This is a genomic window from Cronobacter universalis NCTC 9529, from assembly GCF_001277175.1.
GTDB lineage: Bacteria > Pseudomonadota > Gammaproteobacteria > Enterobacterales > Enterobacteriaceae > Cronobacter > Cronobacter universalis.
Genome location: NZ_CP012257.1, coordinates 701,238 through 714,698, shown reverse-complemented (window position 1 = coordinate 714,698; position 13,461 = coordinate 701,238). Strand labels below are relative to the sequence as shown.

Annotated in this window: 11 protein-coding genes and 1 other annotated feature; of the genes, 3 read left to right on the top strand and 8 right to left on the bottom strand. The window is 58.2% G+C overall.

Translation table 11 applies throughout. From position 1 onward, the window contains the following. Positions 1-4 precede the first annotated feature (4 nt). On the bottom strand, positions 5-1,921 hold the full coding sequence (gene dnaK, locus AFK65_RS03270; protein ID WP_004386269.1) for a molecular chaperone DnaK: 1,917 nt from the start codon (positions 1,919-1,921) through the stop codon (positions 5-7). Positions 1,922-2,213: 292 nt separating this feature from the next. On the opposite strand from dnaK, the gene satP reads away from it, so the two are divergent. Next, positions 2,214-2,780 (top strand): acetate uptake transporter, encoded by a 567-nt coding sequence (gene satP / locus AFK65_RS03265; protein ID WP_038858075.1) that lies wholly within the window; start codon positions 2,214-2,216, stop codon positions 2,778-2,780. A gap of 63 nt (positions 2,781-2,843) precedes the next feature. Here the strand turns inward: satP and AFK65_RS03260 are convergent, their stop codons facing one another. The 3 genes from AFK65_RS03260 to tal all read right to left on the bottom strand — a co-directional run bounded on the left by AFK65_RS03260 (position 2,844) and on the right by tal (position 5,922). Then, on the bottom strand, positions 2,844-4,145 hold the full coding sequence (locus tag AFK65_RS03260) for an MFS transporter (protein ID WP_038858076.1): 1,302 nt from the start codon (positions 4,143-4,145) through the stop codon (positions 2,844-2,846). A gap of 127 nt (positions 4,146-4,272) precedes the next feature. Next, positions 4,273-4,860: a molybdopterin adenylyltransferase gene (gene mog, locus AFK65_RS03255; protein WP_032804264.1), complete on the bottom strand. Its 588-nt coding sequence runs from the start codon at positions 4,858-4,860 to the stop codon at positions 4,273-4,275. A 108-nt stretch (positions 4,861-4,968) separates the two neighbouring features. Further along, positions 4,969-5,922 (bottom strand): transaldolase, encoded by a 954-nt coding sequence (tal, locus tag AFK65_RS03250; RefSeq protein ID WP_038858077.1) that lies wholly within the window; start codon positions 5,920-5,922, stop codon positions 4,969-4,971. A gap of 205 nt (positions 5,923-6,127) precedes the next feature. Here tal and AFK65_RS03245 point away from each other — a divergent pair, with 205 nt between their 5' ends. Both AFK65_RS03245 and yaaA read left to right on the top strand, forming a co-directional pair. Beyond that, positions 6,128-7,552, top strand: coding sequence for an alanine/glycine:cation symporter family protein (locus AFK65_RS03245; RefSeq protein WP_038858079.1), 1,425 nt, complete (start codon positions 6,128-6,130; stop codon positions 7,550-7,552). Positions 7,553-7,630: 78 nt separating this feature from the next. Continuing rightward, complete coding sequence (yaaA, locus tag AFK65_RS03240; RefSeq protein WP_007706102.1) at positions 7,631-8,404, top strand: peroxide stress protein YaaA; 774 nt, start codon at positions 7,631-7,633, stop codon at positions 8,402-8,404. A gap of 51 nt (positions 8,405-8,455) precedes the next feature. Here the strand turns inward: yaaA and thrC are convergent, their stop codons facing one another. The 4 genes from thrC to thrL all read right to left on the bottom strand — a co-directional run bounded on the left by thrC (position 8,456) and on the right by thrL (position 13,292). Continuing rightward, positions 8,456-9,745, bottom strand: coding sequence for a threonine synthase (gene thrC, locus AFK65_RS03235; protein WP_007706099.1), 1,290 nt, complete (start codon positions 9,743-9,745; stop codon positions 8,456-8,458). A gap of 3 nt (positions 9,746-9,748) precedes the next feature. Beyond that, positions 9,749-10,678 (bottom strand): homoserine kinase, encoded by a 930-nt coding sequence (gene thrB / locus AFK65_RS03230; protein WP_007706094.1) that lies wholly within the window; start codon positions 10,676-10,678, stop codon positions 9,749-9,751. Position 10,679: 1 nt separating this feature from the next. Then, complete coding sequence (gene thrA, locus AFK65_RS03225) at positions 10,680-13,142, bottom strand: bifunctional aspartate kinase/homoserine dehydrogenase I (protein ID WP_007706090.1); 2,463 nt, start codon at positions 13,140-13,142, stop codon at positions 10,680-10,682. Positions 13,143-13,167: 25 nt separating this feature from the next. Then, positions 13,168-13,285, bottom strand: a sequence feature (Thr leader region). Then, the gene (gene thrL / locus AFK65_RS20655; RefSeq protein ID WP_071601047.1) at positions 13,224-13,292 is read right to left on the bottom strand and encodes a thr operon leader peptide; all 69 of its coding nucleotides are present in this window, start codon (positions 13,290-13,292) and stop codon (positions 13,224-13,226) included. It overlaps the preceding feature by 62 nt. Positions 13,293-13,461: the final 169 nt, after the last annotated feature.

The window sequence follows — 13,461 nt, the reverse complement described above, 5'->3', positions numbered from 1 at the left end:
GCGATTATTTTTTGTCTTTAACTTCTTCGAACTCAGCGTCAACGACGTCGTCATCTTTCGCATTGTTCGCAGAAGCGTCAGCGGAGCCCGCCTGCTGCTGAGCATGCTGCTGCTGAGCGATTTCCATCAGCTTCTGGGAAACCTGCGCCAGCGCCTGCATTTTCGCTTCGATATCCGCTTTGTCTTCGCCTTTCAGGGACGCTTCCAGCGCGCTCAGTGCGGATTCGATAGCGGTTTTGTCATCAGCCGGCAGTTTGTCGCCTGCTTCTTCAACCTGCTTACGGGTGCTGTGCACCAGATGATCCGCCTGGTTGCGGGTCTGCACCAGCTCTTCGAACTTACGGTCAGCTTCAGCGTTCGCTTCGGCTTCGCGCACCATTTTCTGGATTTCTTCTTCGTTCAGACCAGAAGAAGCCTTAATGGTGATTTTCTGTTCTTTACCGCTGTTTTTGTCTTTCGCAGACACATGCAGAATACCGTCGGCGTCGATATCGAAGGTGACTTCGATCTGCGGCATGCCGCGCGGCGCCGGGTTAATGCCATCCAGGTTGAACTGACCCAGAGACTTGTTATCCGCAGCGCGTTTACGCTCACCCTGCAGCACATGGATGGTCACGGCGGACTGGTTGTCTTCAGCCGTCGAGAACACCTGGCTGTGCTTGGTCGGGATGGTGGTGTTTTTGGTGATGAGCGGGGTCATCACGCCACCCATAGTTTCGATACCCAGTGACAGCGGAGTCACGTCCAGCAGCAGTACGTCTTTCACGTCGCCGGTCAGTACGCCGCCCTGAACCGCTGCGCCGATAGCCACAGCTTCGTCCGGGTTAACGTCTTTACGCGGCTCTTTACCGAAGAACTCAGCCACTTTCTTCTGAACCATCGGCATACGGGTCTGACCGCCGACCAGGATAACGTCGTTGATATCAGAAACCGACAGGCCAGCGTCCTGCAGCGCGACTTTCAGCGGCTCGATAGAACGGTTTACCAGGTCTTCCACCAGGCTTTCCAGTTTCGCGCGAGTCACTTTGATGTTCATGTGTTTCGGACCGGTCGCGTCTGCGGTGATGTACGGCAGGTTCACGTCGGTCTGCTGCGCAGAAGAGAGCTCGATTTTCGCTTTTTCTGCGGCTTCTTTCAGGCGCTGCATCGCCAGCGGGTCGTTACGCAGGTCGATACCCTGATCTTTCTTAAACTCTTCTACCAGATAGTTGATCAGGCGGCTGTCGAAGTCTTCACCACCCAGGTGGGTATCACCGTTGGTTGCCAGAACTTCGAAGGTTTTTTCGCCGTCAACTTCATCGATTTCGATGATGGAGATATCGAACGTACCGCCACCCAGGTCATAGACCGCGATGGTGCGGTTGCCGGTTTCTTTATCAAGACCGTAAGCCAGCGCCGCGGCGGTCGGTTCGTTGATAATACGTTTTACTTCCAGACCCGCGATACGGCCGGCGTCTTTGGTCGCCTGGCGCTGCGCGTCGTTGAAGTAAGCCGGAACGGTAATGACCGCTTCAGTCACCGGCTCGCCCAGGTAATCCTCGGCGGTTTTCTTCATTTTTTTCAGCACTTCCGCAGAGATCTGCGGCGGCGCCATTTTCTGGCCTTTCACATCCAGCCAGGCATCGCCATTGTCAGCGGAAATAATTTTGTACGGCATGATAGACACGTCGCGCTGCACTTCTTCGTCCTGGAAGCGGCGGCCGATCAGGCGTTTGATCGCAAACAGGGTGTTCTGCGGGTTAGTCACTGCCTGACGTTTAGCCGGCTGACCTACCAGAGTTTCACCATCCTGAGTGTATGCAATGATTGAAGGCGTGGTGCGATCGCCTTCCGCATTTTCCAGCACGCGAGCCTGAGTGCCATCCATAATCGCTACACAAGAGTTGGTTGTACCCAGGTCAATACCAATAATTTTACCCATCTAAACGTCTCCACTAAAAAATCGTCATCATGTGGTATGAACCTGTTATGCGGGCTAACGGTGGGGATTCAACCGTCCACCGCCCTTTTTTTTCAGGCTCATCCATTGCGGTTGACTACAAGATGGGGTCGGCTTGCCCGCCATCAAGGGGCAAAGCGCAAAATTTTTTTATTTTCTCCCTTCTCAGATCATAGACGGCGCGAAACGGCCTGATTATGATGCCGCGCCCCGTCACCGAAGATAACGTCCGGGGCGTTACTTTTTGCAAATTTTCTTATTCTTTTGAGGGTTTATGGGCAACATTAAGTTGGCTAATCCGGCCCCCCTGGGGTTAATGGGCTTTGGTATGACTACCATTCTGCTCAATCTGCACAACATCGGGATGTTCCCGCTGGACGGCATTATTCTGGCGATGGGGATTTTCTACGGCGGTATCGCGCAAATCTTTGCCGGTCTGCTGGAATATAAAAAAGGCAATACTTTCGGCTTAACGGCGTTCACGTCCTATGGTTCGTTCTGGCTGACGCTGGTCGCTATCCTGCTGCTGCCGAAAATGGGGCTGGCGGAAGCGGCCAACGGGCATTTCCTGGGCGTTTACTTAGGCATCTGGGGCGTGTTCACGCTGTTTATGTTCTTCGGCACGCTGGGCGGCGCCCGCATGCTGCAATTCGTGTTCCTGAGCCTGACCGTGCTGTTCGCGTTGCTGGCAATCGGTCATCTGATGGATAACGAAAGCATCGTACATATCGCAGGCTGGATTGGCCTGGTGTGCGGCGCCAGCGCTATCTGGCTGGCGATGGGCGAAGTGCTGAACGAGCAGTACGGTCGCACCGTACTGCCGATCGGCGAGAAACGCTGATTTACCCGACGTCGTGCCTGCGGGCACGACGTCTCTTCTTTATTATTCTGCCGTCTGCCTCTATTACGGCTGCGCCGCCACAGCGCCCCGACGCTCAACCTGCCGCTTTCGACCAAGCCACACGCCCAGCCCAAGCCCCATGACGGAAAGCGCCAGCACATACCACGCGGGGGCCATCGGCGAGACGCCCATCAGCATCGTTACCGCCACAGGCGTTAATCCGCCGAAGATGGCGTACGCCACGTTGTAGGAGAACGAAATGCCGGTAAAGCGCACTTCCGCCGGGAACGCGCGCACCATCACGAACGGCACAGCGCCCACCACGCCGACGCACAGCCCCACCAGCCCGTAGAGGAAAAAAAGCTGCTCAGGGTGCGGGCCGGAAAGGTGAAAAAACGCCCAGCTGGCGGCCGCCAGCAGCACGCTGCCCACGATAAACGTCCGGCTGGCGCCGAAGCGGTCTGCGGCAAGGCCTGCGATAAGACAACCAACGCAGAGCATCATCGTCGCGATGCTGTTAGCCTGTAACGTCACCGCGGGCGCGAAACCATACTGCTTTTGCAGCCACACCGGCGACATCAAAATAACAACCACAATCCCCGCCGACAGCAGCCAGGTCAGCAGCATAGAAATCACCACCGCCTGACGATGCTTCACCACCACGGCTTTCACCGGCAACTCCTGCGCCAGCGCCTTGCGCTGCTGCATCTCAAGGAAAATCGGCGTCTCCTGGAGCCAGCGGCGCAGATACATCGCCACCAGGCCAAACGCGCCGCCGAGCAGGAAAGGAATACGCCAGCCGCCGTCATGAATAGCCTGCTGCGTCATGCTGGTGTTAATAATCGTGGCGACGACGGAGCCGAGCAGAATACCCACCGTCAGGCCCGCCGTGAGCGTGCCGCAGGCGATGCCGATGCGTTTTTCCGGCACATGTTCAGCCACGAACACCCACGCGCCAGGCACCTCGCCGCCGATGGCCGCGCCCTGCAAAATGCGCATAAGAAGCAGCAAGACGGGCGCGGCGATACCCATCGCGGCGTAATCCGGCAGCAGGCCCATCAGAAGCGTCGGCACCGCCATCAGCAGAATGCTCAGGGTAAACATCTTTTTGCGTCCGACCAGATCGCCGAAGTGCGCCATGATGATCCCGCCGAGCGGCCGCGCCAGATAACCGGCGGCGAAAATCCCGAATGTCTGCACCTGGCGCAGCCACTCCGGAATATCCGGCGGGAAGAAAAGCTCCCCCACCACGGCGGCGAAGAAAACGAAAATAATGAAATCGTAGAATTCCAGCGCGCCGCCAAGGGCCGCCAGCGTCAGCGTTTTATAATCCTGACGATTAAGAGGGCGTGTTTGCTGTTCCATAACGAACCGTTTGTAAAGAGGTGAGCGTGAATTAGCTTACTGTAAAAACGTAAACTAAAAGTGACTATATCGTTAAATCACCGTCACGCCACCCCTGACGCACGTTTATCCCAGGAACAGCAAATAATCAGTTTTTTACATCGCGAATTGCGCTTTTGGGACGAAATGCCGCTACTACATTCGCGTTGGTCTCAATGTACGGACCATCCAGCAGCTGGATGCAGTAAGGCACACTGGCAAATATTCCTGCCACTTTGACCTTGCCCTGCTCATCTTTCAGCCCTTCTAGCGTCTCCTGAATGGATTTTGGCTGGCCCGGCAGGTTGAGGATTAATGCCTGCTTGCGGATCACGCCGACCTGGCGCGACAGAATCGCCGTCGGCACAAAGTTCAGGCTTATCTGGCGCATCTGTTCGCCGAAGCCCGGCATCTCTCGATCGGCGATAGCGAGCGTCGCGTCCGGCGTCACATCGCGACGCGCGGGGCCGGTGCCGCCGGTGGTCAACACCAGATGGCAGCCCATTTCATCCACCAGTTCGCAGAGCGTCTGTTCGATAAGCGGTTGTTCGTCAGGCACCAGACGGGTCTCCAGCACAAACGGGGTCGTCAGCGCCTGCGTAAGCCACGCCTCGAGCGCGGGAATGCCTTTATCCTGATAAACGCCGCTGGAAGCGCGGTCAGAAACTGAAACTAAGCCTATGCGTAACGTATCCATATCATTTCCGAAAATCAGTGCGGTTTTGCGAAATGATACACGCCAGCGCGGTTTGCAGACAGGGAGAGAGTGCAAGAAACGTGGCCGGCGGAACCGGCCACGAAGGGATTACAGCAGTTCTTCGACCATTTTTTCCAGTTTTTCCTGGTCAATGGCGAACTTGCGGATGCCGTCCGCCAGTTTGTCCACCGCCATCGGATCCTGGTTGTGCTCCCAGAAGAACTGGGATTCGGTCAGACGCGCCGGGCGCGCTTTGACGTCGCCGTTGAAAGCCAGTTTGCGCTCAACCGCGCCTTCGCTTTCCGCCAGCTCTTTCAGCAGCGCAGGCGCGATGGTCAGACGGTCGCAGCCCGCCAGTTCAAGGATTTCGCCGACGTTACGGAAGCTTGCGCCCATCACTACGGTTTCATAGCCGTGCTGTTTGTAGTACTGGTAGATTTCCGTCACGGAAACCACGCCCGGATCTTCCTGCGGCGCATACTCTTTCTTGTCAGTGTTGGCTTTGTACCAGTCGAGGATACGGCCCACGAACGGAGAGATCAGATACACGCCCGCTTCTGCGCACGCGCGCGCCTGCGCGAAGGAGAAAAGCAGCGTCAGGTTACAGTTGATGCCTTCTTTTTCCAGCTGCTCCGCCGCGCGGATACCCTGCCAGGTGGAAGCCAGTTTGATCAGGATGCGATCGTTGCTGATGCCGGCGTCGTTGTAGAGTTTAATCAGGCGCTTGGCTTTGGCGATGCTGCCTTCGGTGTCATAGGACAGACGCGCGTCCACTTCGGTAGAGATACGGCCAGGGATAAGCTTCAGGATTTCCAGACCGATATTCACCGCCAGCTTGTCGGTGGCGTCCACGACCTGCTGCGCGCGGTCGCTGCTCTGGCTTTTCGCCCAGGTCACCGCGTCGTCAATCAGTTTACGGTATTCAGGGATCTGCGCGGCGTTGAGGATCAGAGAAGGGTTAGTCGTGGCATCCTGCGGCTGGTACAGCTTCATCGCCGCGATATCTCCAGTGTCAGCAACCACGGTTGTGAACTGACGAAGGGAGGTCAATTTATCCGTCATGATAGTGTTTCTCTTTTGAACTACGTGTCAGGGAAGGTAATCGGTCTGCGGTGATGATAACACGAGACTTTTCGAGCGCAACCGGGGCAATCGCGTCGTCGCCATGTGATAAACTGCTTTTATTTCAGGCTCTGCTGTTTCAGGGAAGGCGTGCTGGCGACGTTTGCCGCAGGCGGAAAGCAGAGCGGCGCCAGGGGGAGCGGGCATGTCAGATTTTCTTTTATTTATCAGTGAAATATTATGGGAATCGGCCATGCTGTACCTGCTCGCAGGCGCAGGCCTCTGGTTTTCCTGGCGCACGCGGTTTATTCAGTTTCGCTACCTGCGCTATTTCCCGCGCGCCTTAAGCCGCAGCCTGCGCCCCTCCGGCAGCGGGCTGACGGCGTTCGAAGCGCTCTGCACCAGCATCGCGGCGCGCGTGGGCAGCGGCAATATCGCGGGCGTCGCGTTCGCCATCATCAGCGGCGGGCCGGGCGCGGTATTCTGGATGTGGGTCGCCGGCCTTATCGGCATGGCGACGTCGTTCGCTGAAAACGCGCTGGGCCAGCTCTATAAAGGGCGCGACAGAGACGGCTACTTCCGCGGCGGCCCGGCCTGGTATATGGAGCGCGGGCTCGGCATGCGCTGGATGGGCGTCCTGTTTTCGCTGTTTTTAATCTTCACTTTCGGACTTCTCTTTAACGCCGCCCAGGCAGGCGCGCTCTCAAAAGCCCTCAGTAACGCGCTCGCGCTCCCGGTCTTCGCCAGCAGTGGTCTGCTGGCCTTGTGCCTGCTGCCGATGCTGATGCTTGGCTTCACCCGCGTGGCGCGCCTGATGCGCTTTGCGGTGCCGCCGATTGCGGGCATCTGGATTATCACGGCGCTGGCGGTGATGGCGATGCATCTCTCCGCGCTGCCGGAAATTCTGTGGCTGATTGTCCGCAGCGCCTTTGGCTGGCATGAGGCCGCCTCCGGGGCCGTGGCCTGGACGATAAGCCAGGCGCTCACCAGCGGTTTCCAGCGCGGCATGTTCTCCAACGAAGCAGGCATGGGCGCCTCGCCTAACGCGGCGGCGGCGGCGACCTCCTGGCCGCCCCACCCCGCCGCGCAGGGCATCGTGCAGATGATTGGCGTCTTTGTCGACACGCTGGTTATCTGTTCGTCCACCGCGTTTATCGTGCTGCTGGCGAACCCTTCCCCGAAAGCGACCGACGGGCTGATGCTCGCGCGCGAATCGCTGGGGCTGCTCGCGGGGCCCTGGGCGAAAGATCTGGTGGCGTGGGTGATTGTGCTATTCGCGTTTATCTCCATCGTCGCCAATTATGCCTACGCCGAAAACAACCTGGTGTTTTTGCGCCGCTATACGCCGCCATACCGCTGGCTGCTGCGCACGTCAGTCATCGCGATGGTGTTTGCCGGGCCGTTTCTGAACCTGCCGCTGCTGCGCCAGGTGGCCGAAGTGGCGATGGCGTTAATGGCGGTCATGAATCTCACCGCCATTTTGCTGCTCTCGCCCGTGGTGAAGTGTATCGCCGACGACTACCTGCGCCAGCGCAAACTGGGGCTGAAGCCGGTGTTTAACTCAGACCGCTACCCGGAGATCGCGCGTCAGGTAGAACCGGAGGTCTGGCGCAGCGCGCCGCTGGAGTAAACCTCTTCAATCGCAGCCATTGGTTCACTTTGCGGCGTTCTTTGGTAGAGTTTCGGGAAAACGAAGAAAGGAAACGTCATGCTGATTCTTATTTCCCCCGCCAAGACGCTGGATTACCAGAGCCCGCTTGCCACAGCGCGTTTTACGCAGCCTGAACTGCTCGACCATGCGCAGCAGTTGATTGATGTCGCTCGCCGCTTAACCGACGAAGAGATCGCCTCTCTCATGAGCATCAGCAGCAAGCTGGCGTCGCTGAACGCCACCCGTTTTCACGACTGGCAGCCGGATTTCACGCCGGATAACGCCCGTCAGGCGATTCTGGCGTTTAAAGGCGACGTCTACACCGGCCTTCAGGCGGAAACCTTCAGCGACGCGGATTTCGATTTCGCCCAGCAGCATCTGCGGATGCTCTCCGGGCTTTACGGCGTGCTGCGCCCGCTCGATCTGATGCAGCCGTACCGTCTGGAGATGGGCACGCGCCTTGCCAACCCAAAAGGCAAAGATCTCTACACCTTCTGGGGCGAGACAATCACACAAAAGCTCAACGAGGCGATCGCCGCCCAGGGCGATAATGTGGTGGTGAATCTGGCGTCGGATGAATACTTCAAAGCGGTGAAGCCCGCCAAACTGAACGCGGAAATTATCAAGCCGGTGTTCCTTGATGAGAAAAACGGCAAGTTTAAGATCATCAGCTTCTATGCCAAAAAGGCGCGTGGTCTGATGAGCCGTTACATCATTGAACATCGCCTGACGAAACCGGAACAGCTTACGGCGTTCGACAGCGAAGGTTACTTCTTCGATGAAGCGTCCTCCGCGGGCAACGAACTGGTGTTTAAGCGCCACGAGCAATAAAAAAACCGCCTGCGAGGCAGGCGGTTTTTCTCTTCATGTCGCAGGCGCCGCTTACGGCGCTTTGCTCATCATCAGCTCACGCAGCGCGGCGAAATCCGCCGGCAGCGAATGCGACAGCAGCGGCAGATCGACGCGTTCGGCAAGCTCAGGCGGGAGTTCCAGCGTTTCGCCAAGCACCGCTTCCACGCTCTCTTTGAATTTCGCCGGATGCGCGGTGCCGAGGAACAGCCCGTACTCGCCAGGGCGCAGCTGATCGCGCAGAGCGCGGTACGCCACCGCCGCGTGCGGCTCAGACAGATACCCCAGCTCGCGCAGTTCGCGCATGGTCGCCTTCGTGGTTTCATCGTCGATAGTCGCCACACCCAGTTCGTTAAGACGCCAGATTTTACGGCGGAAGAGTTCTTCCACGCGCGGCCAGTTGTTCGGCTGTGACACATCCATCGCGTTCGAGAGCGTTGCCACCGTCGCATTCGGCAGCCATTCGCCGTGTTGCAGGAAACGCGGCACCGTGTCGTTGGCGTTCGTGGCGGCGATAAAGCGCTTCACCGGCAGCCCGGCGGATTTCGCCAGCAGCCCGGCGGTGAGATCGCCGAAGTTGCCGCTCGGCACCGACACCACCAGCTGGTTGCGGGCCTCCTGCGGCAGCTGTGCGACCGCTTCAAAGTAGTAGCAGATCTGCGCCAGCAGGCGGCTGATGTTAATGGAGTTGGCGGAGTTAAGGCCGAGTTTCGCTTTCAGCTCTTCGTCGTCAAACGCCTGTTTCACCAGCGCCTGGCAGGCGTCAAAATCGCCGTCGATAGCGACCGTTTCAATATTGCCGCCAAGCGTACAGAACAGTTTTTCCTGCAGCGGGCTGATTTTTCCGCGTGGATAGAGGATAACCACCTGCACGTTTTTCAGGCCGTAAAACGCGTGGGCCACCGCCGCCCCCGTGTCGCCGGACGTCGCGGTCAGAATGGTCACCGGTTTATCGCCGCTGATTTGCGTCAGCATCTGCGCCATAAAACGGCCGCCGAAATCTTTGAACGCCAGCGTCGGGCCGTGGAACAGCTCCAGACAGCCGATATCTTCCGCCACCTGGCTTACCGGCGCCGGGAAAGTGAACGCCTTTTCCACGCGCTGACGCAGCGTGTCCGCCGGGATTTCATCGCCGATATAGGCGGAGAGGATTTTGCTGCTGCGGGAGACAAAATCCATCTCCAGCATTTCATCGATCTCAGTCAGACTGAATTCCGGCAAATCGTGCGGGAAAAAGAGCCCCTGATTTTTACCCAGTCCCTGCGTGACGGCCTGCGCAAAGCTGACCTGCTCGTTATGATCTTTCAGATTATAAAGTTTCATGCGTTATCCCAGTACTCGTGCGCCAGCCGTATCGAGACGGCAAATATGTACAAAGCCTTCCTGATTTTGCAGATAGTGTTGCTTCAGCCACTCCGCCACCCGCTGCGCGGTGTCATTTTTATCGCAAACCGCGAACAGCGTCGGGCCGGAGCCGGAGATCCCGCAGGCCAGCGCCCCTGTCTCCAGGGCCGCCTGGCGCGCCTCGCTAAAGCCCGGCAGCAGTTTTGTGCGGTAAGGCTCGGCGATGACGTCACGCATCAGTTTAGCGGCAAGCTGCGGCTGGCGCGTATGGCAGGCGTGAATAAAGCCCGCCAGATAACGCCCGTGGCTGATGCAATCCTGGCGGCGATACTGCGCCGGTAAAATCGCCCGCGCCTCCGCGGTGGAGACTTTGATCCCCGGATACGCCATCACCCACAGCCACTCGTCAAAACACGGCACCAGCTGGCTGATAATGTTATTTTCTTCCAGCATCAGTTGCAGCCCGCCCAGGAAACAGGGCGCAACGTTATCGTAATGAATGCTGCCGGAGATGCGCCCTTCGAGCTCGCCCATCAGCGTCAGCAGGCGGTCGTCGCTAAGCGGCTTACCGCAAAATTCGTTCATCGCCATCAGGCCCGCGACCACCGAACAGGCGCTGGAGCCAAGCCCGGAGCCTATCGGCATATTCTTCTCAAGCGTCATGGCGACCGGCACGGTTTTGCCGATCTCCTGACAAAAACGCTCCCAGCACTGCCAGGCGATATTTTCGCGCGGCTCGGCGGGCAGCTTGCTGACGAAGCGCCCGGTGTTGGTGAGCGAAAATTCCGCCGCCGCCTCCACCGTCACGCAGTCGCCCAGCAGCTCGCCATTCACCGGCGACACGGCAGCGCCTAATACGTCAAACCCCACGCTGACGTTGCCAATGGAGGCCGGGGCATACACTTTAACCATCTTAAACTCCTAACTTCCATGACAGGGTGCGCAGCAGATCGGCGAACACGCCCGCCGCCGTGACATCATTACCTGCGCCATAGCCGCGCAGCACCAGCGGCAGCGGCTGATAGTAGCGGCTGTAGAACGCCAGCGCGTTTTCGCCGTTTTTCACTTTATAGAGCGGATCGTTGCCGTCAACGGCGGCGATTTTCACGCGACAGACGCCATCTTCTTCAATGGTGCCGATATAACGCAGCACTTTGCCTTCATCGCGGGCCTGCGCCACGCGGGCGGCGAACTCGTCGTCCAGTTGCGGCAGGCGCGCCATAAAGCTTTCGGTATCGCCGCTGTTGTCAAAGCTTTCCGGCAGTACCGGCTCAATGACGATATCGCTGAGCTCAAGATGGCGGCCTGTTTCGCGCGCCAGGATCAGCAGCTTACGCGCCACATCCATGCCGGAAAGATCGTCGCGCGGATCCGGCTCGGTATACCCCATCTTGCGCGCGGTGGTAGTCGCTTCAGAGAGGCTCATGCCTTCATCCAGCTTGCCGAAGATAAAAGAGAGCGAACCGGAGAGAATGCCCGCGAAGCGTTGCAGTTCATCACCGGCGTTGAGCAGGTTTTGCAGGTTTTCGATAACCGGCAGCCCCGCGCCGACGTTGGTGTCGTAGAGGAATTTACGGCGCGACGCGGCGGCGGCGTGACGCAGCTGGTGGTAGTACGCCATCGACGAGGTGTTGGCCTTTTTATTCGGCGTCACGACGTGGAAACCTTCGCGCAGGAAATCGGCATATTGATCCGCCACCGCCTGGTTGGAGGTACAGTCGACAATCACCGGGTTCAGCAGGTGATACTCTTTCACGAGACGGATTAGGCGCCCGAGATTAAACGGCTCGTTGGCTTCTTCCAGCGCCTCGCGCCAGTTCTCCAGATCGAGACCGTGAACATTGGTCAGCAACGCGCGGGAATTGGCGACGCCGCAGACGCGCAGATCGATATGCTTCTGCTTGAGCCACGTCTGCTGACGCTTAAGCTGCTCCAGCAGCGCGCCGCCGACGCCGCCGACGCCGATAACAAACACTTCAATTACCTGATCGGTGTTAAAGAGCATCTGATGCGTGACGCGCACGCCGGTCGTCGCGTCGTCATTACTCACCACCACAGAGATAGAGCGTTCAGACGAGCCCTGCGCGATCGCCACAATATTGATATTGGCGCGGGCGAGGGCCGCGAAGAATTTGGCGGAGATGCCGCGCAGCGTGCGCATGCCGTCGCCCACCACCGAGATAATCGCCAGTCGCTCCATGATGGCGAGCGGCTCCAGCAGCCCTTCTTTCAGCTCCAGGTAGAATTCATCTTCCATTGCCCGCTGCGCGCGGGCGCAGTCGCTTTGCGGCACGCAGAAGCTGATGCTGTACTCGGACGACGACTGGGTGATCAGCACCACCGAGATCCCGGCGCGGGACATGGTCGCGAATACGCGCGCCGCCATCCCCACCATGCCTTTCATACCGGGGCCGGAGACGTTAAACATCGCCATATTATTCAGGTTGCTGATGCCTTTCACCGGCAGGCCGTCTTCATCGCTGGACGCGCCAATCAGCGTGCCTGGCGCCTGCGGGTTGCCGGTATTTTTAATCAGACAAGGGATCTGGAACTGGGCGATGGGGGTGATGGTGCGGGGGTGAAGAACTTTGGCGCCGAAGTAGGAGAGCTCCATGGCTTCCTGATAGGACATCGACTTCAGGAGCCTGGCGTCCGGCACCTGGCGCGGGTCACAGGTATAAACGCCGTCGACGTCGGTCCAGATCTCGCAACAGTCGGCGCGCAGGCACGCCGCCAGCACCGCGGCGGAGTAGTCAGAGCCGTTACGTCCGAGCACGACCAGTTCGCCTTTGTCGTTCCCGGCGGTAAAACCGGCCATCAGGATCATATGATCCGCCGGGATTTTACTGGCCGCGATGCGGCGGGTGGATTCAGTGATATCCACTGTGGATTCGAGGTAATGACCGACCGCCAGCAGTTTTTCCACCGGATCAATGACCGTCACTTTATGACCGCGCGCCTCAAGCAGCGCCGACATAATAGCGATCGAGAGTTTTTCGCCGCGGCAGATCAGCGCCGCGTTGATGCTGTCCGGGCACTGGCCGAGCAGGCTGATACCGTGCAGCACATGTTTGATCTGGGCGAACTCCTGATCGACCAGCGCTTTCATCTGCGCATACGGGAATTCCGGCTGGGCGTCGCTGAGGCCTTTCAGCAGTTCGGCAAAAATACGTTCGGCATCGCTGATATTCGGCAGGGCATCCTGACCACTGATGGTTTTTTCAATCATCGCCACCAGGTGGTTGGTGATTTTTGCGGGGGCAGAAAGTACGGTCGCTACCTGCCCCTGCCTGGCATTGCTCTCCAGAATGTCGGCGACCCGCATAAAGCGCTCTGCGTTCGCGACCGATGTACCGCCGAATTTCAACACTCGCATGGTTGTTACCCCTTGATTTTATGCCGAAAAAAAAGCCCGCACTGTTCAGGTGCGGGCTTTTTTCAGTTTTTCCTGTACGCGTCAGCCCGCCCCGTTACCTGTGGTAATGGTGGTGGTAGTAATAATGGTAGTCAGGCTGATGCGGATCATGGATGTTGTGTGCTCTGTACTTTTCTGTTTTCTGTCCTGTATCTCTATTGGTTAAAGTAATCGTCAGGTTAAGTCAACGAATATTTCATTTACGCACCGGCCGAAACTTTCTTCACGGATACCGATAAAAGCCGTCTTCACGGCCCAAAAAACCGGCGATCGCCCTGCC